This window comes from Curtobacterium sp. PhB136 (genome assembly GCF_004346855.1).
Lineage (GTDB): Bacteria > Actinomycetota > Actinomycetes > Actinomycetales > Microbacteriaceae > Curtobacterium.
In genome coordinates this window covers 1,110,291-1,134,488 of sequence record NZ_SMGH01000004.1, presented here as the reverse complement: position 1 = coordinate 1,134,488, position 24,198 = coordinate 1,110,291, and the positions used below count along the sequence as shown (strand labels likewise).

Annotated in this window: 20 protein-coding genes; 6 read left to right on the top strand and 14 right to left on the bottom strand. The window is 71.1% G+C overall.

Annotation, left to right across the window (positions count from 1 at the left end; all coding sequences use genetic code 11):
* Positions 1-84: 84 nt before the first annotated feature.
* The 4 genes from EDF27_RS05485 to EDF27_RS05470 form a co-directional block, all read right to left on the bottom strand.
* The gene (locus EDF27_RS05485) at positions 85-912 is read right to left on the bottom strand and encodes a PhzF family phenazine biosynthesis protein (RefSeq protein WP_123700836.1); all 828 of its coding nucleotides are present in this window, start codon (positions 910-912) and stop codon (positions 85-87) included.
* 63 nt (positions 913-975) lie between these two features.
* Entirely contained in the window at positions 976-1,476 is a 501-nt protein-coding gene (locus EDF27_RS05480) for a DUF805 domain-containing protein (protein WP_123700837.1), read from the bottom strand.
* Positions 1,477-1,737: 261 nt separating this feature from the next.
* Positions 1,738-4,278 (bottom strand): lamin tail domain-containing protein, encoded by a 2,541-nt coding sequence (locus EDF27_RS05475; RefSeq protein WP_132047643.1) that lies wholly within the window; start codon positions 4,276-4,278, stop codon positions 1,738-1,740.
* Positions 4,279-4,389: 111 nt separating this feature from the next.
* Positions 4,390-5,643 carry an ROK family transcriptional regulator gene (locus EDF27_RS05470; RefSeq protein ID WP_123656368.1) on the bottom strand — a complete coding sequence of 418 codons (1,254 nt, stop codon included), beginning with the start codon at positions 5,641-5,643 and terminating at the stop codon, positions 4,390-4,392.
* A 105-nt stretch (positions 5,644-5,748) separates the two neighbouring features.
* Between EDF27_RS05470 and EDF27_RS05465 the strand changes: the two genes are divergently transcribed.
* From EDF27_RS05465 to EDF27_RS05455, 3 genes are all read left to right on the top strand, one after another.
* Positions 5,749-6,201: a GNAT family N-acetyltransferase gene (locus tag EDF27_RS05465; protein WP_123656369.1), complete on the top strand. Its 453-nt coding sequence runs from the start codon at positions 5,749-5,751 to the stop codon at positions 6,199-6,201.
* Positions 6,201-6,566: an MGMT family protein gene (locus EDF27_RS05460; protein WP_123700839.1), complete on the top strand. Its 366-nt coding sequence runs from the start codon at positions 6,201-6,203 to the stop codon at positions 6,564-6,566. The genes EDF27_RS05465 and EDF27_RS05460 overlap by 1 nt, the downstream gene beginning before the upstream one ends.
* Positions 6,567-6,730: 164 nt before the next feature.
* Positions 6,731-7,411, top strand: a complete 681-nt coding sequence (locus tag EDF27_RS05455; RefSeq protein WP_132046855.1) for a hypothetical protein — start codon at positions 6,731-6,733, stop codon at positions 7,409-7,411.
* A gap of 105 nt (positions 7,412-7,516) precedes the next feature.
* On the opposite strand, the gene EDF27_RS05450 is transcribed toward EDF27_RS05455, so the two are convergent.
* The 3 genes from EDF27_RS05450 to lanKC form a co-directional block, all read right to left on the bottom strand.
* Entirely contained in the window at positions 7,517-7,942 is a 426-nt protein-coding gene (locus EDF27_RS05450; protein ID WP_123654752.1) for a DUF805 domain-containing protein, read from the bottom strand.
* A 90-nt stretch (positions 7,943-8,032) separates the two neighbouring features.
* On the bottom strand, positions 8,033-8,164 hold the full coding sequence (locus EDF27_RS20220) for a hypothetical protein (RefSeq protein WP_260233322.1): 132 nt from the start codon (positions 8,162-8,164) through the stop codon (positions 8,033-8,035).
* Between the two features lie 4 nt (positions 8,165-8,168).
* Positions 8,169-10,691, bottom strand: coding sequence for a class III lanthionine synthetase LanKC (lanKC, locus tag EDF27_RS05445; protein ID WP_123700842.1), 2,523 nt, complete (start codon positions 10,689-10,691; stop codon positions 8,169-8,171).
* Positions 10,692-10,740: 49 nt separating this feature from the next.
* On the opposite strand from lanKC, the gene EDF27_RS05440 reads away from it, so the two are divergent.
* Together EDF27_RS05440 and EDF27_RS05435 are read left to right on the top strand one after the other, a co-directional pair.
* On the top strand, positions 10,741-11,490 hold the full coding sequence (locus EDF27_RS05440; RefSeq protein WP_132047641.1) for an ATP-binding cassette domain-containing protein: 750 nt from the start codon (positions 10,741-10,743) through the stop codon (positions 11,488-11,490).
* On the top strand, positions 11,484-12,848 hold the full coding sequence (locus EDF27_RS05435; protein ID WP_123700844.1) for a hypothetical protein: 1,365 nt from the start codon (positions 11,484-11,486) through the stop codon (positions 12,846-12,848). Before EDF27_RS05440 ends, EDF27_RS05435 begins: the two co-directional genes overlap by 7 nt.
* Positions 12,849-12,938: 90 nt before the next feature.
* Here EDF27_RS05435 and EDF27_RS05430 read toward each other — a convergent pair whose 3' ends face one another.
* From EDF27_RS05430 to sucC, 7 genes are all read right to left on the bottom strand, one after another.
* Complete coding sequence (locus EDF27_RS05430; RefSeq protein ID WP_243698205.1) at positions 12,939-14,843, bottom strand: ABC transporter ATP-binding protein; 1,905 nt, start codon at positions 14,841-14,843, stop codon at positions 12,939-12,941.
* Positions 14,840-16,648 (bottom strand): ABC transporter ATP-binding protein, encoded by a 1,809-nt coding sequence (locus tag EDF27_RS05425; RefSeq protein WP_123654753.1) that lies wholly within the window; start codon positions 16,646-16,648, stop codon positions 14,840-14,842. Before EDF27_RS05425 ends, EDF27_RS05430 begins: the two co-directional genes overlap by 4 nt.
* 504 nt (positions 16,649-17,152) lie before the next feature.
* Positions 17,153-18,787, bottom strand: coding sequence for a bifunctional phosphoribosylaminoimidazolecarboxamide formyltransferase/IMP cyclohydrolase (gene purH, locus EDF27_RS05420; protein WP_123700845.1), 1,635 nt, complete (start codon positions 18,785-18,787; stop codon positions 17,153-17,155).
* Positions 18,784-19,377 carry a phosphoribosylglycinamide formyltransferase gene (purN, locus tag EDF27_RS05415; protein WP_123654755.1) on the bottom strand — a complete coding sequence of 198 codons (594 nt, stop codon included), beginning with the start codon at positions 19,375-19,377 and terminating at the stop codon, positions 18,784-18,786. Before purN ends, purH begins: the two co-directional genes overlap by 4 nt.
* A gap of 38 nt (positions 19,378-19,415) precedes the next feature.
* Entirely contained in the window at positions 19,416-21,371 is a 1,956-nt protein-coding gene (locus EDF27_RS05410) for a DUF6350 family protein (protein ID WP_132047639.1), read from the bottom strand.
* 98 nt (positions 21,372-21,469) lie between these two features.
* Positions 21,470-22,357, bottom strand: coding sequence for a succinate--CoA ligase subunit alpha (gene sucD, locus EDF27_RS05405; RefSeq protein ID WP_123654757.1), 888 nt, complete (start codon positions 22,355-22,357; stop codon positions 21,470-21,472).
* Between the two features lie 15 nt (positions 22,358-22,372).
* Positions 22,373-23,542 (bottom strand): ADP-forming succinate--CoA ligase subunit beta, encoded by a 1,170-nt coding sequence (gene sucC / locus EDF27_RS05400; RefSeq protein ID WP_132047637.1) that lies wholly within the window; start codon positions 23,540-23,542, stop codon positions 22,373-22,375.
* 201 nt (positions 23,543-23,743) lie between these two features.
* On the opposite strand from sucC, the gene EDF27_RS05395 reads away from it, so the two are divergent.
* Positions 23,744-24,178 carry an ester cyclase gene (locus tag EDF27_RS05395; RefSeq protein ID WP_123654759.1) on the top strand — a complete coding sequence of 145 codons (435 nt, stop codon included), beginning with the start codon at positions 23,744-23,746 and terminating at the stop codon, positions 24,176-24,178.
* Positions 24,179-24,198: the final 20 nt, after the last annotated feature.

The window sequence follows — 24,198 nt, the reverse complement described above, 5'->3', positions numbered from 1 at the left end:
AGTTAGTCCACCGTATTGACTTAATTCTTGTCAAGAGGATCTCCTGGATTGACCACGAGTTCGTGATGCGAGATCCGGGAGACGCTAGATGCGGGTCGCGCCGCCCCGCACGGTGATGCCGCCGGAGGCCGGGACGTCGACGAGCAGGATGCTCGGACGGCCGACGTGGCGACCCTGCCGGATCACGATGCGGTCCCCGTCGTGGGCGCGCCCGATCGCACGGAGGTAGGCGCCCGTCGACGCCGCTGCCGACCCGGTCGCGGGGTCCTCGGTGATGCGGCCGGCCGGGAAGAGGTTGCGCGCCTCGTACTCCCCCGGCGCCGTCGGGTGCAGGACGGTGACGGTCCCGGCCCAGCCCCGCTCACGCTTGAGTTCGGCGAGCGCCGACGGGTCGAACCGGAACTGGTGGAAGAGGTCCTCGTCCGCCAGCACCAGCACCGGGTGCCAGTTGCCCGCGAACGACTCCAGCACCGGGTACCCCTCGGCGATGTCGTCGGTGGTCAGTCCGAGGAGCGCGAACAGCCGGGTCGCGTCGAACTCCCGCGAGTCCGGTTCGACGCTCGTCATCGCCACCTGCACGGCTCCGTCCGCGCCGACGGTCGCGTCGAGGGCGATGTCCCCGGCGGCCGTCGCGAAGGTGCGCGCGCCCGGGCCGTCACGCTCGGCGAGCACCACCGCGAGGGCGATCGTCGCGTGCCCGCAGAACGGGACTTCGGCGGCCGGGGAGAAGTACCGCACGCTGGTCGTCCGGTCGGTCGTGCCGGTGACGAAGGCGGTCTCGGGGTAGCCGACCTCCCGTGCGATGCGGAGCATCTCCGCGTCGCTCAGCGTCGACGCGTCGAGCACGATCCCGGCGGGGTTGCCGCCACCCGGCTCGGCAGCGAACGCGGTGTACCGGAGGACCTCGACCATGCTCCCGACGCTACCGGAGTGCGCGTCGCCGCTTCGCGGGCCAGTCCGCTGCAGGTGGCTCGCCTACGGGTCGTACCGCGCCCCGCGCTCGTCCGAGGGCAGCACGACGAACACCAGCAGGACGAAGTTCCCGAAGGGGACGAGGTACAGCAGGACCCACCATCCGGACCGGTTCGTGTCGTGGAGCCGCCTGGCAGCGATCGCGATCCAGGGCAGCAGCGCCGCGAGGCCGATCACCGCGAACACCCCGAGGGCGATCTGCGCGATCGGCGGCAGTGACGTGAACAACCACACCCACACCGGGAAGGGGTCGAAGTGCTCCAGGGCGTGTTCGACCGAGGGCGGCGGCAGCGGCGGCGTGGACAGGACCATCGAGAAGAGCCCGATGGCGTAGACCACGTTCACCGCACCGGCGATGACCACCCACCAGAGCGCCCACCACCAGAACTCGGCGCGGGCCGCCCGTCCGCGGAAGGTGGTGTACCCGCGCCAGAAGCGCGGGAACGAGGCGGGGAAGGTGGCCTGGTGCCAGGGTGTCCCGACCGGTGGTTCCGTCGTGCTCATGCTCCCCTGCTACCGGTCGCACCTGAGCGATCGTCGGGCTGGCGGGCTTGAGGACCCGGCCCGGAGGGCGGGGTCGGGGCAGGGGCCGAGCCGCGGTCGAGTGCGCAGACGTTGCGCGCGAAGGGCCGTCAGAGGACGTCTACTGCGCACTCGTCGCGGCCGTGGGCCGGCGGACGGCGGACGGGCGGACCGGCGGACCGGCGGACCGGCGGACGGGAGGCTCGGTGCCAGCCGGCACCGCGCCTCCCGTCCGCCGACTGCCTACGCGGCGCTGACGCGGCGGCGGCGTGCGACGAGGACGCCGGCGCCGGATGCGAGCAGCAGCAGCGCGGCGGCGATGCCGCCGGACAGGTCGGCGCCCGTGAAGGCGAGCTCGTCCGTCGCCGGGTCGATCGTGATCGTCGTCCAGCCGATGACGCTGCCGTCCGCCGCCGTGACCACGAGTCGGTGCGAGCCGGCCGGAGCCTCCGCGGGGATCGTCGCGCGGACCGTGCCGTCGGCGGCGACCGTCACCGTGCCGAGCAGCGTCGGGGTGGAGAACAGCCACACGTGCACCCGGTCGCCGGCGTGCTGCGTGCCGACGCCGATCGTGATCGTCGCACCCGCTCGGGCGCTCGACGGGGCCGTGAGCGAGCCGCGGTTCGCGTCGGTCAGGGACGACTCCGTCGGCGCGATCGGTGCGCTGTCACCGACCGGAGCCGGGGCCGGTGTCGGCGTCGTTGACGGCGTCGGCGTCGTTCCGGTTCCCGGCGTCGTGCCCGGGTCCGTCGGCGTGGTGCTGCCGTCGCCCGGGGTCGTCCCGGGATCCGTCGGGTCGGTGCCCGGGTCGGTCGGGTCCGTCGGGTCCGTGCCGGGATCGGTGGGGTCCGTGGGGTCGGTGGGGCCCGTGCCGGGGTCGGTCGGGTCGGTGCCGCCGTCGTCCGTGCCCGGGTACGTGCCCGTCCGCAGGGAGAAGCCGTCGGTGTCGTTGTCGTCCGCGTAGAACGTCGCACGGGCGCCGTCGACGCTGGCGTCCGCGATCGCGAAGCCCTCGTTGGCGAGGGCTCGGTCGGCGTTCGCCGGAGCCTCGTACACGGTGTCGAGCGTGAACACGCCGTCCGTGATCGTGTACAGCGCGGTGCGGCCGGCGCAGGCGTCGTCGCAGACGACCCAGAGCGCGTCGAGGGTCGGGTCGAACTGCAGGTCCGCGACCACCGCGAACGGCGAGGCGATCGTCGCGACGCGCTGGAACGAGCCGTCGTCCATGAGGGCGTACGCGTACGTGCTCGCGGTGCCCTCGACCCCGACGAAGAACAGTCCGGCGCCGTGTCCGGCGTAGCGCGACGGTGTGTACGCAGCGCCGGTGTGCTGGTCCGTGAAGCCGTGGGCGGTGAGCCACGCATCCGGGATCCAGGTGACGCCCTCGAGCCCGGAGTTCGCGCCGAGGCCGGGGAAGTCCGCCGCGAGGTTCCACTCGTCCGTGGCGTTCAGCGTCCGCTCCGAGCCGACGGTCGTCGCGAAGCGCAGGACCGATGGGCGGCTCGTCGACGAGACGTCGTTGTTCCGCTCCGTGGAGACGTAGACCGCGCCGGGGTCGTCGGAGGTCACGGTGACACCCTCGGCGTCGGGCGTGCCCGCCCCGTCCGCGTAGTGCAGCGTCGTCCCGGCGGTGTTGGAGGGCGCCCACCCGCCCGTGCCGTCGGACACCATGCGGTACAGCAGACCGTCACCGTTCTGGACGCCCCAGAGCACGCCGCCGCCGACCGCGGTGGTGGAGGACTGCCAGTCCAGGCCACTGAGGTCCCCGGAGAAGGTGTCCTCGTCGTCGAGCACGGTCTCGTCGGGGCTGCCCGGCCACGCCTCGGCCGTGACGACGCCGGCGAAGGTGTTCGCCGCACCCTTCGTGGGCGCCGAGGTCTCGGCGAAGGCACCGGTGCCGTCGGGGTTCCGCCCGTACGTGGTCGCCGCGTGCGCGATCCACGAGTACGCGTCGACCGCGGTGCCGTTCGGGTCGTACAGGCGCACGGAGTCCGCCTTGCCGAGCCCGAAGCCGAGCGCGGCCTCCTCGATGACGGAGAACCCGCCCGCGCCGACCGTCGTCCCGGCCGGGATGGCGTACGCGTGGTCGTCCTCGCTGTCCTTCACGACGTAGCCGCCGAGGTCCACCGCGGCGCTGCCCGTGTTCACGAGCTCCACCCAGTCGCCGGGGACACCGTCCTGCGACTCGACCTCGTTGATGCGGATCGGTGAGGAGCAGTCGTTCGCGGCGCCCTTGGTCGAGGCCGTGGTGTCGACCAGCGAGCCGGTGCCGTCCGGGCAGCGCCCCCAGGTGACGTCGGCCTTCGTGGTCCAGTCGTACTGCAGGACGAGCGCGCCCGAGGCGTCGTACACGCGCGCGGAGTCGGCGTCACCGAGACCGAAGTCGAAGCCGGGCTTGCCGTCCTCGGGCTGGTCGATGACGAAGTACCCGCCGGCAGCGATGGTCGAACCGGCCGGCAGGACGTACTGCGCGTGGGTGTCGTCGCTGTCCAGGAACCGGTAACCGCTCAGGTCGATCGCCGTGGCGGACGTGTTCTCGAGCTCGACCCAGTCGGTGTCGTCGCCGTTCGTCTCGACCTCGTTGACGACGAGGCCGTCCGGGGCGGCAGCCGTGACGGCAGCGGTGGTCGCGGCGGCAGCGGTGGTCGCGGCGGCAGCGGTGGTCGCGGCGGCAGCGGTGCTGCCGGTCGTCGCGGCGACCGCGGGGGTGCTGGCGAGCACGCCGGCGGCGAGCACGGCACACGTCGCGGCGACGGCGCCGAGGCGCAGGGCTGGGGAGGGCATGCAGGTTCCTTCGAGCAGGACGGCGGGGACCTGCACGACTGTTCAGCACCCGGGCGTCCGGCTGGTGACCCCTCGGTGAACGACCGGTGTCGTCAGCGCTGCAGCAGCTGGTCAGCGCCGGATCAGCAGCGCGCTCGCCCGCGGGGACAGTGCCGCGTCGAGCACGAGGCACGCCGCCCCGACCGCCGCCACGTCGGCCCCACGGTCGCTCTCGACCACGGTCACCGGGTGCTTCGGCACGAGGATCGGCGACCCGGTGATCGCCGTGCGCGCCGCAGGGAGCGCGGCCGCCGCGATCCGCGACCAGAACGGACCGCCGAACACCACGCGGTCGATGTCGAGCAGGTTCACGATGACGACGGCCGCGCGGCCCATCACGGTCCCGGCGTCCGCCGCGAGCTCGTGAGCGGTGGCGTCCCCCGCGTCGATCGCCGCGCCGAGGGCGTCCCAGGCGCGGTCGACGTCGGCCGCGTCGCCCTGGCCCCCGTCGGCACCGCCGAGGTCGAGCCCCCGCGAGACGGCGAGCCGGACGATGCGCTCCGGCGCCACGGCCGCACCGACCTCGCCCCGGTCGGAGACCCCGTCGGGTGTGCCGGCGAGTGCCCCCTGTTCGACCATGATGTGGCCTGCGTCCCCGGCGTTCCCGCCCGTCCCGCGCACGGGTTCGTGGTCGACGACGAGGCCGACACCGAACCCGGTGCCGAAGTACACGAACGCGAAGTTCCGCGCCGAGGACTCCCCCGCCAGGAACATCTCGCCGACGGCGGCCGCGGTGACGTCCTTCTCGAGGAGCACCGGGTGCCCGGTCGCCTCGGCGATGGCGTCCCGGAGCGGCACGTCCCGCCACCGCGGCAGGAACGGCGGGTCGACGACGATGCCGGCGTCGACGTCGATCGGCCCCGGGCTCGCGATCCCGACACCGAGCACGGCGTCGGAGTCCACCTCGGCGGTCGCGACGAGGTCGTGGATCGCGGACGCCATCGTCCGGATCACCTGGTCGGGGTCGTCCGCGGTCGGGGTCGACGTGGTGGTGGACGCGACGACGGTGCCGGCGAGGTCGAGCAGCACGTACGTGACGACCGCCGGGTCGACGTGCACCCCGACGGCGAAGCGGCTGCCCGGTTCGAGCCGCAGGATGGTGCGCGGCTTGCCACGGCCGGAGACGATCGTGCCGGACTCGACGATCATACCCGCCTCGATGAGGAAGCGGGTGACGTTCGACACCGTCTGGGCGCTCAGACCGGTGCGACCGGCGAGCTCGACACGGCTCAGACCGTCGGGCGACCGGCGCACGGCGTCGAGCACGACCGTGCGGTTGAAGCCGCCGATCGACGGCAGGTTCGCGCCGCGCCGGTGTTCCGCCATGCCTGGACCATATCGCGACCGTGCGGCTCACCCGCGAGGATGACTTCTCCACCGACAGTCGCCGACGGCTGGCCCCCACAGGGGTAGCACCGTTACCCTGACCGCATGACGGACCTCCGCCTCGAAGAACTCTCCGCTGCGACCGCCGCCGCGGCCAACTCGCTGACGCTCAAGCCCGGGCAGGAGCAGTTCGTCCAACCGACGACCTACGGGGTGGCCGAGTCCGACGTCAAGCCGAGCGCGTCGTGGCCCCGCGTGGTCCTCGACGGCGACGAGGTGGTGGGACTCATCATCGGCAGCTTCGACGCCGAGAACCCGCAGGAAGAACTGCAGGCCTGCATCTGGCGCGTCAACGTCTCCGGCACCGCACAGGGCCGCGGTGTCGGGCGCTTCGCCGTGCACGGGCTCGCCGACGAAGCCCGCAAGCGCGGGTTCGAGCGCCTGACCGTCGTGTACGAACCGGGTGAGGGCTCCCCCGAGGACTTCTTCAAGGCGGTCGGCTTCGACGTCGTCCGCGAGACCCAGTACGGCGACCACTTCGCGGTGCTGTCCCTGTAGTGCCTCCCGGAGCGCCCGACCCGCACCCGGGAGCACCTGACCCCGACGACTTCGGGGCTGCGGTCGCCGCTGTCGTCCGGTCGATCCCGCCCGGACGCGCGATGACCTACGGTGACGTCGCGGCAGCACTCGGGTCCCGCGCGTCGCGCGCCGTCGGGAAGGTGATGGCGCACGAGGGCTCCGACCTGCCGTGGTGGCGCGTGGTCCGGTCCGGCGGGCTGCCTCCGGTCCACCACGAGGCACGTGCGCTGGAGCACTACCGGGTCGAGGGCACGCCGCTCACGTGGGGCCGGACGACCTGGAGGCTCGACATGCGTCGCGCGCGCTGGTCGCCCGAGCCGGACGGCGAAGCAGACCCCTTTTGATCACGAACCGGTAACGGGCGAGAACTGACCCAAACCACTCCGGCGGGGGTGCCGAATCACTGTCACAAGCCGGGAAACACCCGGAGCGCTCACCAGCCGCAGGTAGCTGGTTCTCCACCCTCAAGCGGGGTGTGTTCGGCGTGCACACAGCAAAGGACTCACTCATGCGCAAGTTCACCAAGACCACGGTCTCCCTCGCCGCTGCCGGCGCGATCATCCTCGGCGGCGCCGGGTTCGGCGTCTCGGCCGCGCAGGCCTCGACCCCGACCATCCACACGGTCGCGTCGTCGTCCTCGAAGATCCCGGCCCCGGTCGCATCGGTGCCCGAGGTCCTCGGCGGCAACACCTCCGTCGCCCTCGACTCCGGCTTCACCGACGCCCTCACCGCGCTGAAGCTCACCCCCGGCGTGTCCGGCTCCGCCAAGCTCGCCGACGGCGCCGTGTCCTTCCCGATCACCTCCGGCTCGGTCACGTACTGGAACCCGAAGGGTGACTACCGTCCCTACGTGCAGGGCCTGCTGGACCACAACGGTTCGGGTCTGACCCTCAAGGCCGGCGACACCACCGTCACGCTGGAGAACTTCGTCGTCAACCCGGGCTCCTCCAAGCTCTCCGGCGACGTCCTGGTCAACGGCAAGATCGCCGCGCAGGACGCCTACCTGTTCTCCCTCCACGGCGGCACCCTGAAGCCCCTCCAGCTCGAGGGCGACAACGCGATCCTGACCGGCACCACCGTGCACGTCTCCGCCGACGCCGCGAAGCTGCTCAACAGCACCTTCAAGACCGACGCCGTCAAGGCCGGCCTCCTCGTCGGAACCGCCACGATCACCGCCCAGATCAAGTAACACCCAGCACCACCACCACACACGAGAACGCCGCCCCCACCAGGGGACGGCGTTCTCGTCGTTGCGGTACCGGTCAGGCGTCCTGCCGGTCAGGCGTCGTGCCGGTCAGGCGTCGAAGCGCGTGCCCTTCGGGTTCGGCGGCAGCAGGAACATCACGAAGAGCACGAGCGACCCGATGCCGACGAGCACGTGCAGGAACTGCCAGAAGCCGGACAGGTTCGCGTCGTGCAGACGACGGGCCCCGAGGGCGAGCGAGCCGATCAGGGTCACGAGCGCCCAGAGCACGAACAGGTACGAGCCGACCGGGTTCTCGAGCATCGGGGTGTCCGGCGTGAAGATCTGCGGGACGAGCTGCAGCACCAGGCCGATGGCGAGCGACGTGATCCACCACCACCAGAACTCGGCACGCGAGGCCCGGCCGGTGAACACCGTGTACTTCCGCCAGAACCGCCGGACGGCCTCGGTGAACGGGGCGCCGTAGAAGGGGTCCCGGAGGGCCACACCGCCGGGCTGGGGGCTGTCGTCGCTCATGCCCCAAGCCAACCACGTGCAGGGGCGGGTACGGGTACAGCAGAGCCGCGAACGAGTGGGGCACGCCGTACAGGCGCGCCCCACCCCATGTCACGCGCAGGCCCAGAAGCTCGCGGAGCTCTCCTTGTGCCCGTTCGCACAGCCGAAGAGGCTGATGGTGCTGGCGAGCGGAGTGACGTCAGCGCGCGCTGCGCGGCCCTGCATCTCGATGATCGATCCCATTGGTTCACCTCCTCTCACCGCTGGTTCCGACCGGCGCAGTCCGCGCCGGAATCCATGCCAGAGGATCAGCGACCGACGGCAGGCTGAGGAGCACCCCAGCGCTGCCGGTCCCGAGGTCGCTCGACAAGCGGATACAGCCGTCTCCCGCCATCTGGGTCGTGCCTCGCCACTGGAACGACCGGCGGCTCAGCCGGTGTACGAGTTCGTCGATCTGCCCGGCGACGTCCGGGCAGTAGTGCGCCGCGCTGCGCAACGCGACCAGCAGCCCGGCCGCACCGTGGAAGAGCCCGTCGAACACGTGCGCACCACCCGAGCAGGACCCGACGAGATCGCTGAAGTGTTGATCCCACAGCGGGTCGTCACTCGTGATGAGTCCTTCCCTGCGCATCGTCGTCATGGCGACGAGCAGCCCGGCCGTGCCGTTCGCCAGGTAGGGGAACACCCTGGTGCCGCCGGGCTCTTCCAAGCCGAGCGTCCCGGCGGAAGACCGGCTGATCGACCGGCAGTCTCGTTCGAGCGCTGCGCGTGCAACGTCGCGCAGCTCGTCGGAACGGGCATGACGCGACACCAGCGCGAGTGCGAGTGCGATGCCAGACCACCCGTTGAGCAGCCCTGGGTGCGCATCGAGCCGTCTCGCGCTGGCCCCGTTCGGGTTCCGCACGCGGCGTGCAAGGGTCTTCGAGAGCTCGACGGCGGCGGCGCTGTCGAACCCGACGGCAGACACCGCAACACCCGCGATCCCCGTCGCGAGGGAACAGTCGTCAGTGCTCGAGCTCAAGGACCGGGCCTGCTGGAAGGCCGCCTGTGCGGCTGTTGATCGCCCCCCTCGTTCCAGGACGTCAGCGAGACCCGCCATCCCGTCGAACAGACCCATGCGGTCACCGAACGGGATCGCCCCACCGACGTGGTCCAGATCGGCTCCCTCGGGGTCCTCTCCGACACTGAGCTGCGCGTGCAGGACGCCGCCCAGCCCGTAGCCGCACGCGACCGTTGCGAACCCCGTCGTCCCGCGGGGGTCTCCTGGGAAGCGTCGCGGTTCTCCTGGGCGGCGGGCGGCCCGGAGCCCGATGCGGAGCTCGGCTGCCAGATCCACGGGGTGATGTACCGACGTCACGCCCGATGCTGCGAAGGCTCGTCGGCGCCCCAGGGTCCCAGCGCGCTTGGCGGCTTCGTCCATCAGCTCGGACGTGCTCGCGGTCGCAGCTCGATCGATGTGCTCACGGGTCCGATCCCAGTGGTCCGGGGCCAGCAGGTCGCGCGCGAAACTCGGATCGAACATCGAAGCGACGCAGCGGGAGAACGCGAACCAGTCGGCCTGGCCCGCATCGAGGCCCTCGTGTGCTCGGTAGCCCAGCGCGTTGAACGGGGCTGTCCCCGCGTCCGATGGCAGCCGACCGTCCTCCAGGTCGATGAGCGTGACGCGCAGGTCAGGTCCGACCATGACGTTGCCAGGGTGGAGGTCTCCGATCACGACCCCGTGCTGATGCGCGACCGTGATGGCTTCGAAGAGCGACCGCGCCACCGCTTCGCTCTCTTCGCCGTACCGGGTACTGACCTCCGCCGACACCTGCCCCCGGAGCGCCGGGAGCTCAGTGACAGTCCGGTCGGCGAGCGTCTGCCCGTCGATCGACTCCATCTCGAGGAAGGTGTGCTCGAGGACGTCGAACAGTCGCAACGCTTCCGGTGCGACCCCGGTGCCGCTCAGTCGTGTGAGGTTCCGGTGTTCAGTCTGCAGCCGGTGAGCGGCATGCCGACCGTTCGCATCGATGCCAGCGCCGCGTCGAGCTTCCTTGACCACGGTCACCGAACCGCCGCGGTCGGCTGCTCGGTACACACCGCCGGCATTGGAGAACTGGATCGGTTCGAGTGATCGGTACCCGGCGAGCGGGTTCTCCGGAGGTAGCGTGCGGTACTCGTGGATGGCTCCAGCGACCACCCCTGGCACGACCGCACCCACGGGCTCGACGAAGTAGGGCACTCGTCGATCCTCGACCAGCGTCCCGTCAGCGGAGGGTCGTGCAGCGAGACGGCGGCCGTCATGCTCGAGGAAGAGCGGTTCGAAGCCTCCGTACCGGAAGTGGACGGGCCCTCCTCGGAATCGCACGTCGCTGAGGATGTAGGGGCCAGCGTCTGCGTCGAGTGCCTCGTCGAGTCCGATGGCGAGAGCCTCCAGTTGATCGTCCGAGTCGGGGTAGACGGTCACTGCCTTGCCGGATGCAGCGCGGTCGGCGTTCTTGGCGTTCCGGCCGGTCAACGCGTGCGTGCTGGGAACGTACTTGAAGGCGACGGCGTGGTCGACGCAGATCTGCGCCGCCCGCCGCAACGACCGGTGGTAGGTCGCTTCCCGCAGCGAGAGATGGATCTTCCAGCCGTGCGTCCTGCGTCGGACGTCGACAGGCCACGCTCCGACCCACGCATCCGAACCAGCAGTCAGCCAGTCATCCGGCAGGACCAGTCGCAGTGCCGGCGGGTTCGGCTGAGGCTCGTAGAACGGGCTGCTGCCGAGTGAGAACGCGCTGAAGTCCACAGAGATCCTCCTGTCACGGTCGCCGATAAACTGATGGGTAACATACTGCATGGAGGACTTCATGAGCGAACCAGCAGCAGTCCAGGCGGGGGTCCACGTCGAAGCCGTCAGCCTCGGCGTCCGACGGTCACGTCAGACGAAGTACCTCGTGCGGAACGCGACCTTCACCGCCGCACCTGCCTCGACGACGGCGATCATCGGTCGGTCCGGTGCCGGCAAATCCACTCTGCTGGCATGTCTGGCAGGAGACGTCCCACCGGTCAGCGGACGAGTGCGGCTCGCAGGGGTCGACGTGTGGCCGAGACCACTCCGCCGTCGAATGCTGAGGAACCCCGCCAGAGTCGGGCTCATGTTCCAGTCCGGGAACCTGGTCACGTCGCTCTCTGTGCTGCAGAACGTGGCGTTGCCCGATCGTCTGCGCCGGGAGCGGGACTGGGTGTCGAGGGCGCACCATGCCCTCGACCTGGTGGGACTCGCCGACACCGGGTCGCGACGCCCCGCGTCGCTCTCGGGCGGCGAGCAGCAGCGCGTGGCGATCGCTCGGCTCATCGCCACGCGTCCGGAGGTCGCCCTGGTCGACGAACCGACGTCGTCCCTCGACGAGGTGGCCGCCGAGACCGTCTCCGACGCGCTCGTCCAGCTCGCGGCGACCGGGACCTCGGTCATCGTCGTGACACACGACCTCCGCCTCGCAGCTCGGGCAGGCCAGACGCTGTCCATCACGAACGCCGTCGTCCATCAGCACAGCGGTGCAGACGTCGCCATGCTCCGGCAGGTGCTGGAGCACGAACGATGCTGATCCGTCTGCGGTTCGTCCTCGCAGAGGCGTTCGGCAGTCCGACATCGCTCCGAATCTGGGGCGCACATGCCGCCCAGGTGGTCGTGACCGGCGCGGTGATCGCCGTGATGTGCAGCCTGGTCGAGACGGCGAGTCGTCTGGGTGGCCAGACCGGCGGCGCGCTCCGCTCCTTCACGACCCCGGGTACCGTGGCCGCCGCCATCTGCGCGATGATCGTCACGGGGAGCGCGTCGAGAGCCACGCACGACGCGCTCCGCTCCCTCCGCACTCCGTGGGCGGCCTCCGGGGTCGCCCCCTCCCTCGCGACGGGAGCGATCGCGGCCCAGGTCGCGGTCGTCAACGCGGTGTCGATGCTCGCTGGCCTGCTCATCGCACGCGCGGCCGTCGCCACCGCCTCGAACACACCGATCCCGGACGCGGAGGTCCCACTCCGGTTCGGCAGCGCCACCGTCGTCGGCGCCCTCGTCATCGTGGGGGCAGCGCTCGCGCCCAGCACCGTGAACGCGGTCCGCACGCCCTACCGCGCCCGCACGCCGGAACGGGGGACGACGTCAGCGGTGCTCCTCGCGATCGGAGGAGCACTGTGGACCGGCTTGGCGACCTGGGTGGCGATCCTCCCGGTGATGACCACGGCGGACGTCGAACGGGGTGCGGGCCTCTCTCTGCTCACGCTGGTCGGTGCGATCGTCCTCGCTTCTGCGACGCTGACCCGCACACGCCGCTCCGTCGCCACCGCCGTCGTCCGCTTCGTTCCTGACCGGGCACCGACGTGGTTGCTGCTCGGCACACGGTCGGCGGCGGACACGCTGCGGCGATCGACGGCACCGGTCGCTCCTGTCCTGGTCTCCGTGTCACTCGCCGGCGGCACGGTGGCCGTGTTCGCCGTTGGCGACGCCGCGTCCGACCACGTCACCGGAGCCGCCCTCGGCTCGACGGTGAACATCGCCGCGATCATGCTGACCCTCGCCCCGGTCCTGGTGATCAGCACCGCGGCCAGCGTCATCGCCTTCGTCAGCACGCGTCCGTCGAGGGCGTCCGACGGCCGTCTCCTGCGTGCGGTGGGAACCCCCCTCGCCACGATCATCGGCGCCGCGGTCGCAGAGGCGACGATCACGGTGGTCGTCGCCGCTTCGACGAGCGCCGTGGTCGTGTCGGCTGCGTGCATCCCGTTGACGATGGCAGCGGACGTCTCCGCCGGAGAGCTCCTCGACGCGGTGGCCAACCCCGTCCAGGTACTGGTGCTGGGCGGCGTCGCCGCACTCCTGGTCACGTCCTCGGTCGTGACGGGACTCCTGAACAGTCGTCGCCGACGGACGTCTCGCGCGATCGTCGAGACCACGGCGCCCCCACGGAGTTGACCATCGCACCCCCGGACGCACATCGCGCTCCGTCAGGACGGGGCGCGATGTGCGATCCGGGGCGCGATCCACGAGGGACCGCCGTGGGCCCTACACGAGCGAGTCGCGCCAGGCCGCGTGCAGCTGGGCGAAGCGCCCGGTACCCGCGATCAGGTCGTCGGGGGTGCCGTCCTCGACGATCTTGCCGTACTCCATCACGAGCACCCGGTGGGCGATCGCGACGGTGGACAGACGGTGCGCGATGATCACGGCCGTGCGGTCGGCGAGGAGGGTCTCCAGGCCTTCCTGCACGAGCCGCTCGGACGGGATGTCGAGCGATGCCGTCGCCTCGTCGAGGATGAGCACCTTCGGGTCCGCGATGAACGCCCGGGCGAACGAAAGCAGCTGTCGCTGCCCCGCCGAGACACGACCACCGCGCTTGTTCACGTCGGTGTCGTACCCGTCGGGCAGCGCCATGATGAACTCGTGCGCGCCGACCGCCTTCGCCGACGCCTCGATCTCGGCGCGGGAGGCCCCGGGCTTCCCGAGGGCGATGTTGTCCGCGACGGTCCCGGAGAACAGGTAGGCCTCTTGCGTGACCATGACGATCGCGCGGCGCATGTCCTTCGTGTCGAGGTCCCGCAGGTCCACGCCGTCGAGCTTCACGGAGCCCTCGGTCGGGTCGTAGAAGCGCGCCATCAGCTTGGCGAGCGTCGACTTCCCCGCACCGGTCGACCCCACCAGGGCGATGGTCTGCCCCGCCGGGATGTGCAGGTCGAACGCCGGCAGCACGACCTTGCCCGCGTTGTAGGCGAACACGACGTCGTCGAAGTCCATCTTGCCGTGGGCGTCGGCGAGCTTCGTCGGCTTCACGGGGTCCGGCACGCTCGGCCGTTCCTCGAGGACGCCGGAGATCTTCTCCATCGCCGCCGAGGCCGACTGGTACCCGTTGTAGAACATCGCGAGTTCCTGCGCCGGGTCGAAGAAGCGCTTGGCGTACAGCGCGACCGCGAGCAGCGCGCCGACCTCCATCGAGCCGCCGATCACCCGGTAGCCGCCGACGATGACGACCGCCGCGAGCGTGGCGTTGCCGATGAGCACGAGCACCGGGTCGAAGGTCCCGAACAGGTTGAACACCTTCGTGTTCGCCAGCCGGTAGTCCTCGACGAAGCCGCCGTACTCGTCCTTGTTGCGGGACTCCTTGCGGAAGGCCTGCACCGCGCGGATGCCCGTCATGGTCTCCACGAAGTGCACGATCACGCGGGCCGAGGTGACACGCGTCGCGCGGAACAACGTCTGCGAGTTCGTCTGGAACCAGCGGATCAGGAACCACAGCGGCACGAGCGACACCGCGAGCACGAGCCCGGACGTCGGGTCGAGCGACACGAGCGCCACCGCGGTGAACACCATGTAGAGCACGCCCTGGATGAGCTGGTTCAGCCCCGAGTCGAGGAGCTCGCGGATGGAGTCGAGGTCACTCGTCTGGCGGGAGATGATCCGGCCGGACGTGTAGGTCTCGTGGAACTCGAGCGACAGCCGCTGCGTGTGCAGGAACACCCGCTTGCGGAGGTCGAACAGGATGGCCTGGCTGATCCGCGCGGCGAGCACGGTGTACCAGGCGGTGAGGACCGCGCCGAGGACGGCGACGACGATGTACGTCGCGACGACGCCGAACGCCGGCACCCAGTCGTTCCGGTCGAGCACGTCGGGCAGGGCGTTGTCGATGCCCCAAGCGATGAGCGCCGGGCCGGCGACGGTTCCCGCCGTGGAGACGACCACGACGATCCCGAGCAGCACGAGGCGCAGCTTCAGCGGCGCCGCGAGCGAGCCGAGCAGGGCGAGGGAGCGGCGCCGCAGGCGCTTGCTCTCCGCCTTGGTGAAGTCCTCGCGCTCCTCGCCACGGACTCCGAGGGTGGTGATCGAGGCAGTGATCGGCGCGGCAGTCTGCTTGTCCGCAGCGTCGTCGCTGACCGGTGCCGTGCCTCCCGGCAGGTTCTGGTCGGTCTGCTGGCTCATGCCATCGCCTCCTCTCGTGCGGTCGCGTCGTCGTCGTCCAGGGACGAGATGACGTAGCGGTAGTGGTCGTTCGTGGCCATCAGCTCCGAGTGGGTGCCGACGGCGGTGACGACGCCGTTCTCCATGAGTGCGACGCGGTCCGCGAGCGTCACCGTCGAGGGACGGTGCGCCACGATGAGCGACGTGGTCTCGGCGAGCACGCGCCGGAGCCCGGCCTCGACCCGCGCCTCGGTGTCGACGTCGAGCGCCGACAGCGGGTCGTCGAGCACCAGCACGGACGGACGGGCCGCGATCGCACGGGCGAGCGCGAGGCGCTGCCGCTGGCCGCCGGAGAGGGACAGGCCCTCTTCCCCGACCCGGGTGTCGACGCCGTCCGGCAGGTCGTCCACGAAGGACGCCTGCGCGATGTCGAGCGCCTCGCGCATCAGGGCCTCCGCCTCGTCACCCGTGACGTCCGGGCGACCGAGCAGCACGTTCTGCCGCACGGTCGTCGAGAACAGGGTGGCGTCCTCGAACGCGACGCCGACGTGGCGACGCAGCTCTTCGCGGGTGAGGTCCCGGATGTCGACCCCGTCGATCGTCACCGAACCGCCGGTGACGTCGTAGAGCCGCGGGACCAGGGACAGCAGCGTGGTCTTGCCGCACCCGGTGAGCCCGACGAGCGCCATGGTCTCGCCCGGCTCGAGCCGCAGCTCGACCCCGTTGATGAGGTCCGGGAACTGCGGGGGCGAGTCCTGGTACCGGAAGTGGACCCCGTTGAAGGACAACGCACCGTGCGGCTCCGCGATCGTCTTCGGGTGTTCCGGGTCCGTGATCGTGTTCTCGGAGTCCATCACCTCGAAGAAGCGGTCGACCGCGGTGCGCGTGTCGAACGTCATCGAGAGCAGGAAGCCGATCGACTCGATCGGGAACCGGAGCACCGTCGCCGTCGCGAAGAACGCGAACAGCTGCCCGACGGTGAGCTGGTCCTGGCTGGCCAGGTAGATCCCGGCGAGCAGGCACAGCGCGAAGGCGACATCCGGCACGAGCAGCAGCCACAGCCAGATGCTCGCGATGGCCTTCGCCTTCTTGATCTCGGTGCCGCGGAGCGCCTCGGCCTGCTCGCTGAACTCCTCGAGCTTGTAGCCGCCGCGTCCGAACGCCTTGAGCACGCGGATGCCGTGCACCGACTGCTCGACACTCGTCGCGAGGTCACCGACCTGGTCCTGGCTGCGGCGCGCGACGACGGAGTACCGGCGCTCGAACAGCAGCCCGTTGATCCACAGCGGGATCGACGCGATCAGGAAGATCAGCCCGAGCAGCCACCCGAAGGTGAACAGCACGACGAATCCGACCACGATCGTGACGATGTTGACGACGAGCAGCACGACGCCGAACGCCAGCCAACGGCGGATCAGGGACAGGTCGGAGACCGAACGGGACAGCAGCTGCCCCGACTCCCACCGGTCGTGGAACGCGACGGGCAGGTCCTGCAGCTTCGCGTAGAGCGAGTTCCGCATGCTCGCCTCGATGCGGGTCGACGGGCGCATCACCATCCGGCGGCGCGAGGCGATGAAGAACGCCTCGAGCACACCGAGGGCGAGCACGCCGAGACCGGCGGGCCAGATCTGTGCGGAGTCCTTCGACGACAGCGGGCCGTCGACCAGCCACTGCAGGACGTAGGGGATTGCGAGCGCCACCAGGGAGGCACCCATCGCCGCGGCCATGCCGGCGATGAGGCGGCCCTGGAAGGGCTTCACGTAGGGGTAGATCCGCGCGATCGCGCGGAAGGTGGACGGGCGCGCCGTGGTGGGCGACTTGGACATGCGTTGCGTCCTCATGCGTCTGCCGTGTCCCCGGGTCGCGTCACGCGGCGTGCGTCGCGCGTCGACGGCCTGGAGGCTCGGTGTTGCGTTGCGTGGTCATCATCAGCCGGGCGCGTGGTCGCGCGCCACCGCCGTCACTTCCGTGACGTCGGTCGGGCCGGTAGGCACCGGGAGACACTCGTCCCCCGGGTTCAGGCGGGTGGTTCGCGGTCGCCGTGGTGGTGCGACGCCGCGAGGCCGTGGGAGACGGCCTGGCTAGGCGGCGGCCGCGGCCCGGCGGGGTCGCGGAGCGGGAGCGGTCCCCACGACGGACACGAGACCTGCGCGGGCGGCCGTCGCCACGGTTCCGGTCATGTTGTCCATCGTCACTCCAGTCGTCGTCTTCGTCACCGTTGTGTCCGCGGTGCCGCCGACCCCGGAGAGTCGTCGGCTGCCTGTCGCGGAGCCTTACAGACTATTCACAGCACGTCACAGGGCGCAACAGGTTTCCGGCAATTGCTCGAATCAGTGGAAGAAGTGACGCTCGCCCGTGAAGTACATCGTGACGCCGGCGGCCTTCGCCGCGGCGATCACCTCGTCGTCACGGACGCTGCCGCCGGGCTGCGCCACCGCGCGGACACCGGCGTCGAGCAGCACCTGCAGGCCGTCGGCGAACGGGAAGAACGCGTCCGACGCGGCGACCGAACCGGCCGCACGCTCGCCGGCCCGGTTCACCGCGAGGTGGCACGAGTCGACGCGGTTGACCTGGCCCATGCCGACACCGACGCTCGCGCCGCCGTTCGCCAGCAGGATGGCGTTCGACTTCACGGCACGGGACGCCTTCCACGCGAATGCGAGGTCGGCGAGGGTGGCGTCGTCCGCGGGCTCGCCCGAGACGAGGCTCCACGTGGACTGGTCGAAGCCGGTGAAACGGTCGGCGTCCTGCACGAGGAAGCCGCCGGAGATCTGCTTGACCTCGCGCGGGGCGAGCGCGAAGTCCGCCGGGAGCGTGAGCAGGCGGATGTTCTTCTTGCGGGAGAGGATCTCCAGCGCCTCGGGGTCGAAGCCCGGTGCGACGACGACCTCGGTGAAGATGTCCTTCACGGTCTCGGCCATCGCCACCGTCACGGGACGGTTCGCGGCGATGACCCCACCGAACGCGGACAGCGGGTCGCAGGCGTGCGCGGCGGCGTGCGCGGAGGCGATCGGGTCGGCGGCGTCCGCTGCACCGACCGCGATGCCGCAGGGGTTGGCGTGCTTGATGATCGCGACGGCCGGCTCGGCGAAGTCGAACGCGGCGCGGACCGCTGCGTCGGCATCGACGTAGTTGTTGTACGACATCTCCTTGCCGTGCAGCTGCGTCGCCTGGGCGATGCCGGTGCCCTCGGCGGACGTGTACAGCGCCGCGGCCTGGTGCGCGTTCTCGCCGTAGCGGAGGGTCGCGGCCAGGTCGGCGCCGAACGACAGGTGCTCGTCGAAGGTGCCGGGGGTCGCGATGTCGCCCGCCGCGCTCGGGGCTGCCGCGGCCGCGGCCACGTCGCTCGCGAAGTACGACGCCACCGCGGTGTCGTACGCGGCGGTGTGCGCGAAGGCCTGTGCGGCGAGGCGCTTCCGGAGCTCGAGCGTGGTGCCACCGGCACGGACCGCCTCGACGACCTCGGCGTAGGAGCCCGGGGACACGACGATCGCCACGTTCGGGTGGTTCTTCGCGGAGGCACGGACCATCGCCGGGCCGCCGATGTCGACGTTCTCGACGACGGTCGCGGTGTCGGCGCCCGAGGCCACGGTCTCGACGAACGGGTAGAGGTTCACGACGACGAGCTCGAACGGCTCGATGCCGAGGCCCGCGAGCTGCTGCTCGTGCGACTCGAGGCGGAGGTCGGCGAGGAGCCCCGCGTGCACGGACGGGTGCAGCGTCTTCACGCGGCCGTCGAGCGACTCCGGGAAGCCCGTGACGCTCGACACGTCGGTCACCGCGTACCCGGCGTCGCGGATGGTCTGGGCCGTGGAGCCGGTCGACACGACCTCGACACCGGCGTCGGCGAGGGCACCGGCGAGCTCGAGCAGGCCGGACTTGTCGCTCACCGAGATGAGGGCGCGGCGCACGGGCACGACGTCCCGGTCGCGGTAGAGGCTGGGGTCGGCGGCGTGGACGCTCATGCGCTCGTGGTGCCCTTCAGGTCGGTGTGTCCGTTGGCGATGTCGAGGATGGTCTGGATGAGCAGGCGCCGCTCGACGGGCTTGATGCGGTCGTGCAGCGTCGACTCGGAGTCGCCGGGCAGGACGGGGACCCGCTCCTGCGCCAGGATCGGGCCGCTGTCGACGCCGTCGTCGACCTTGATGACGCTCGCGCCGGTCTGCTCGACCCCGGCGGCGAGGGCGTCGCGGACACCGTGCGCGCCCGGAAACTCGGGCAGGTACGCGGGGTGGGTGTTGATGATCGCGGGACCGAACTCGGAGACGACGGCCGGGGGCAGCAGGCGCATCAGGCCGGACAACACCAGCAGGTCGGGCGACCAGGGCCGGATCTGCTCGGCGAGCGCCTGACCCCACTCGGCGCGGGAGTCGAAGCGGGAGAACGGGACCGTGAAGGTCGGGATCGAGTACTCCTCGCCGAGACCGAGGCCCTCGGCGTCACGGTCGGCACCGATGGCGACGACACGGGCGGGGTACTCGGCGTCACGGGTCGCTTCGAGCAGGGCTCGGAGGTTCGAGCCGGTACCGGAGATCAGGACGACCAGTTCGAGCACGGGTCAAGCCTAGCGGCGGTCGAGCGGTGCGACGCCCGTCACCGGTCGCCCTTGGGACGGCGCCACCAGGGCAGCTCCTCCTCGGGGATCTGGTCGGTGGCGTCCCAGCGCTTCCCGGCGGGTGCGGCGGGCGGGGTGACGACGGGTTCGTCGTCGACGTCGTCGCGGCCGGCCACGAACTCCTCCGTGCTCCAGGGGAAGGCGGGCTGTTCGTCGATCCGGGCACCCGCGACGTCGGGGCGCTCCGGGCGGTGCCGGTCCGGGCGGTCGTCGGGCGCGGCGTCCGGGCGCTCGGCGTCGGAACCCGTGACCCGCTCGCGGAGGCTCTCCGCGCGGTTCTTCAGGCCGTCGGCCCGGCTCTTGAGGCCGTCGGCGCGGTCTCGGACGCCGTCGCGCACGCCGTCCGCCGCCCCACGGAGTCGTTCGCGGATGCTCCCGACCCGGCCGGCGGTCTCCGGGGTGCGGGAGGCGTCCGCGTTCGCCGGCACCGCGGGAGCGCCGGTCCGCGCCCAGTCCGGCAGCCGTACGTCGTGATCGGTGTCGACCGCGTCCGGTGCGTGGTCGGTGTCGTCCGCGTCCGGTGTGTGGTCGTCGGCGCGGGTGACGGGGTGGTGCGCCTCGTCGACGACGAAGCGGTGCACGTCGGTGGTGCGCCCGGCGCCGGCGCGGTCGAGCGCGTCGAGGAGGGACCCCTCGGCCTCGACGGACGCCGCGGCCGCTGCGGTCTCGGTGTCCTCGGTCTCGTGCCAGCGTTCACGCGTCCAGGACCGCTCGGGCATCCGCACGAGGTCCTGCCCGATCGCGAGCGCCACGATCGCGGGCACACCGACCTCGAGCGCGGCGAGTGACCCGACGACCAGGGCATGCGGCCCGACGTCGGCGAGACGCCCCGGCCCGAAGGACCCCGACGACAGCCACGCGACACCGCCGGTGAGCACGCCGGCGACGATGCCGGTCGCGATTCCGGCGGACGCACGGAGGAGCGCGCTGTCAGCAGCGCCGAGCACCCGCACGAGCCGCGGTCGCAGCAGTCCGCCGGCCGCGAACCCGGCGAGCACCGGGACGAGGATCCACAGCAGGCCGAAGGTGTGACCGGAGGACGGCAGCGCGCCGAACACCGGGATGCCGGGGATCGGGCCGAGCGTCGTGCCGATCGGCGAGACGCTCGATCCCGTCCCGATCGCGAACCCGGGGCCGACGAGCCACGCGGTGGCCCAACCGACGAAGTCCGGCAGGAACGCCAGCTGCCCGATCGTCAGCGAGATCCCGCCGACTACCCCGGCGTGCGAGCGCTCGTACAGGGTGATCACCTCGGCGAAGGACCCGAGCAGCAGGAACCCGACGACGATCCCCGCGACGGCGACGACCATCGCGGTGGCGGCGGTCCCGGCGCGGAGCCCGAAGCCGATGACGGCACGCCAGACCTCGGGGATGCGGTGCACCTGGTCGAGCACGCGACCGGTCACCGCGTCCGCGGGCATCGAGCGTCGACGGCGGCAGACCTCGGCGGCGACGAGTGCGGGGACGCCGAACCAGAGCGCTGGGAACACGATCGCCTGCCAGAGCGTGGGGTGCGACGCGGAGGACGTGGCGGACAGGCCGAGGCCGAGGCCGAGGAGCGCGACGGCGGCGGTGCCGACGAGGATCCCGGTGACGCGGTGCTCCGTCTCGGCGAAGCGACGCCCGGCTCGTGCGCCGAGCCAGGCCGTGACGACGGCGAACCCGAGCGCTGCGAGCGTGATCGAGATCGGGGCGGCAGCCCCGCTGACCCCGGACGCCTTCGCGGCGGCGGCGCTCAGCACGAACGTGACGTCGACCCCGTGGCCGACGAGCCAGATGTTGCCGGCGGCCTTCCAGAAGACGTCCCAGTCGACCTGCAGCCCGTACTCGAAGCCCCAGAGGAGCGTCAGCGGGACCAGCACGAGGCCGACACCGACGCCGACCGTCACGACCGCCTCGATCGCGGCGAGCAGAGCGGTTCCCAGGCGGTTCATCGCAGCGAGGATACGTGCCCCGCACCGCGAACGACGGGAGGCTCGGCGCGGAACCCGCACCGAGCCTCCCGGCTGGCTCCTGTGGAGCCGTGATCCGCTCAGCGAGCGGCGACCACCTCGCGCAGCAGCGCCGCCGTCTCGGACGGCGTCTTGCCGACCTTGACGCCGGCCGCCTCGAGCGCCTGCTTCTTCGCCTCGGCGGTGCCGGCCGAGCCGGACACGATCGCGCCCGCGTGGCCCATCGTCTTGCCCTCGGGGGCGGTGAAGCCCGCGACGTACCCGACGACCGGCTTCGTGACGTGCGCCTTGATGTAGTCGGCGGCACGCTCCTCGGCGTCGCCACCGATCTCACCGATCATCACGATGGCCTCGGTCTCGGGGTCGGCCTCGAACGCGGCGAGCGCGTCGATGTGCGTGGTGCCGATCACCGGGTCGCCGCCGATGCCGATGGCGGTGGAGAAGCCCAGGTCACGGAGCTCGTACATCATCTGGTAGGTCAGGGTGCCCGACTTGGAGACGAGGCCGATCGGGCCCTTGCCGGTGATCGTCGCCGGGGTGATGCCGACGAGCGACTCCCCCGGGGTGATGATGCCGGGGCAGTTCGGCCCGATGATGCGGGTCTTCTCGCCGAGCGCCTTCGCGTGCGCCCAGAACTCCGCGGAGTCCTGCACCGGGATGCCCTCGGTGATGACGACGACGAGGGGGATCTCGGCGTCGATGGCCTCCATCACGGCGTCCTTCGCGAACGCCGGCGGGACGAAGACGATCGAGACGTCGGCACCGGTGGTGTCGATGGCCTCGCGCACGGAGCCGAACACCGGCAGCGTGACGTCACCGTGGGTGACGGTGGTGCCGGCCTTGCGGGCGTTCACGCCGCCCACGACCTGCGTCCCGGCCTTGAGCATGAGCGCGGTGTGCTTGGTGCCCTCGCCGCCGGTGATGCCCTGGACGATGACCTTGGAGTCCTTGTTGAGGAAGATCGACATTGTTCTGAGCGCTCCTTACGCCGCGGCCGCGGCGAGCTCGGCGGCCTTCTCGGCCGCATCGTCCATGGTCGCGGCGATCGTCACGAGCGGGTGTGCCGCGTCGCGCAGGATCCGGCGACCCTCTTCCACGTTGTTGCCGTCCAGGCGGACGACGAGCGGCTTGGTGGCAGCGTCGCCGAGGATGCCGAGGGCGGCGACGATGCCGTTCGCGACGGCGTCGCAGGCGGTGATGCCGCCGAAGACGTTGACGAACACGCTCTTGACCTGCGGGTCGCCGAGGATGACGTCGAGGCCGTTGGCCATCACCTCTGCCGAGGCGCCGCCGCCGATGTCGAGGAAGTTGGCGGGCTTCACGCCGCCGTGGCGCTCACCGGCGTAGGCGACGACGTCGAGCGTCGACATCACCAGGCCCGCGCCGTTGCCGATCACGCCGACCTCGCCGTCGAGCTTGACGTAGTTGAGGCCGTGGGCCTTCGCCTTGGCTTCGAGCGGGTCCTCGCTCGCGGTGTCCTCGAGCTGCTTGTGCTCCGGGTGGCGGAAGTCGGCGTTCTCGTCGAGGGAGACCTTGCCGTCGAGGGCGAGGACCTGCCCGTCGCCGGTGCGGACGAGGGGGTTCACCTCGACGAGGGTCGCGTCCTCGCCAGCGAAGACGTCGTAGAGCTTCGCGAACACGCCGGCGACCTGGCTGACGAGCTCGTCCGGGAACCCGGCCTGGCGCGCGATGGCCTCGCCGGCCTCCTGGTTGATCCCGGTCAGCGGGTTGACCTCGACGCGGGCGAGCGCCTCGGGCTTCTCCACCGCGAGCTGCTCGATCTCCATGCCGCCCTCGACGCTGACGAGCGAGAGGTACGAGCGGTTGGCGCGGTCGAGCAGCACGGAGAAGTAGAACTCCTCGGCGATGTCGGCACCCTGGGCGATCATCACGCGCTGGACGGTGTGGCCCTTGATGTCGAGGCCGAGGATCGCCTTCGCGTGCTCGAACGCCTCGTCGGGGGTCTTCGCGACCTTCACGCCGCCGGCCTTGCCGCGGCCACCGACCTTCACCTGCGCCTTGACGACGACCACCCCACCGATCTTCTCGGCGGCGGCCTTCGCCTCCTCGGGGGTGTCGGCGATGATCCCCTGGAGGACGGGGACGCCGTAGGACTCGAAGAGGTCCCTGGCCTGATACTCGAAAAGATCCACGCTGTTCTTCTTCCCGCACGGTGTCGTGCGTCGGCATCGGTTTCGCAGGTCGCAGCGCTCGACGTCGAGGGTCGCTCGATGTCGAGACAACGGCCGCCGACCAGCCTAGCGCCGACACATGGACGTCGAGACAAGACGGACGGCTGAGGAGCCACCGACCGCTGCGGCGTACACAGGAACCACCCCACGGAAGGAGCGCACATGACGGCGTCAGAGAACCAGCAGGCACAGGAACGACTCGGCGAACTCCTCGAGCAGCGAGCGTTCGACCGCTTCGGCGAGGTCTGGGCCGAGGACGTGGTGGACCACGACCCGGCACCGGACCAGGCTCCCGGACTCGCCGGCATCGTCGACTTCTGGACGCAGTTCACGACCGCGTTCCCGGACCTCACGCTCGAGCCGGACCCGCTCGTCGTGACCGACGACTTCATCACCGCGGTCTTCACGATCCGCGGTACGCACACCGGCCCGTTCCAGGGCCACCAGCCGACCGGGCGCACGTTCACCGTCCGCGGCATCCAGGTCTCGAAGTTCCGCGACGGCAAGATCGCCGAGCGCTGGGGCGCCACCGACGAGAAGGGCCTGGCCGAGCAACTCCAGCTCGACCGGTCCGACGTGCACTTCGTCAGCGCCTGACCACCCGTACCCCCGACACC

What these genes read in the sequence shown, in the direction of transcription:
- EDF27_RS05485 (WP_123700836.1), bottom strand. Translation starts at nt 912, where the DNA reads ATGGTCGAGGTCCTCCGGTACACCGCGTTCGCTGCCGAGCCGGGTGGC.
- EDF27_RS05480 (WP_123700837.1), bottom strand. Translation starts at nt 1,476, where the DNA reads ATGAGCACGACGGAACCACCGGTCGGGACACCCTGGCACCAGGCCACC.
- EDF27_RS05475 (WP_132047643.1), bottom strand. Translation starts at nt 4,278, where the DNA reads ATGCCCTCCCCAGCCCTGCGCCTCGGCGCCGTCGCCGCGACGTGTGCC.
- EDF27_RS05470 (WP_123656368.1), bottom strand. Translation starts at nt 5,643, where the DNA reads ATGGCGGAACACCGGCGCGGCGCGAACCTGCCGTCGATCGGCGGCTTC.
- EDF27_RS05465 (WP_123656369.1), top strand. Translation starts at nt 5,749, where the DNA reads ATGACGGACCTCCGCCTCGAAGAACTCTCCGCTGCGACCGCCGCCGCG.
- EDF27_RS05455 (WP_132046855.1), top strand. Translation starts at nt 6,731, where the DNA reads ATGCGCAAGTTCACCAAGACCACGGTCTCCCTCGCCGCTGCCGGCGCG.
- EDF27_RS05450 (WP_123654752.1), bottom strand. Translation starts at nt 7,942, where the DNA reads ATGAGCGACGACAGCCCCCAGCCCGGCGGTGTGGCCCTCCGGGACCCC.
- EDF27_RS20220 (WP_260233322.1), bottom strand. Translation starts at nt 8,164, where the DNA reads ATGGGATCGATCATCGAGATGCAGGGCCGCGCAGCGCGCGCTGACGTC.
- EDF27_RS05440 (WP_132047641.1), top strand. Translation starts at nt 10,741, where the DNA reads ATGGAGGACTTCATGAGCGAACCAGCAGCAGTCCAGGCGGGGGTCCAC.
- EDF27_RS05435 (WP_123700844.1), top strand. Translation starts at nt 11,484, where the DNA reads ATGCTGATCCGTCTGCGGTTCGTCCTCGCAGAGGCGTTCGGCAGTCCG.
- EDF27_RS05430 (WP_243698205.1), bottom strand. Translation starts at nt 14,843, where the DNA reads ATGAGCCAGCAGACCGACCAGAACCTGCCGGGAGGCACGGCACCGGTC.
- EDF27_RS05425 (WP_123654753.1), bottom strand. Translation starts at nt 16,648, where the DNA reads ATGTCCAAGTCGCCCACCACGGCGCGCCCGTCCACCTTCCGCGCGATC.
- purH (WP_123700845.1), bottom strand. Translation starts at nt 18,787, where the DNA reads ATGAGCGTCCACGCCGCCGACCCCAGCCTCTACCGCGACCGGGACGTC.
- EDF27_RS05410 (WP_132047639.1), bottom strand. Translation starts at nt 21,371, where the DNA reads ATGAACCGCCTGGGAACCGCTCTGCTCGCCGCGATCGAGGCGGTCGTG.
- sucD (WP_123654757.1), bottom strand. Translation starts at nt 22,357, where the DNA reads ATGTCGATCTTCCTCAACAAGGACTCCAAGGTCATCGTCCAGGGCATC.
- EDF27_RS05395 (WP_123654759.1), top strand. Translation starts at nt 23,744, where the DNA reads ATGACGGCGTCAGAGAACCAGCAGGCACAGGAACGACTCGGCGAACTC.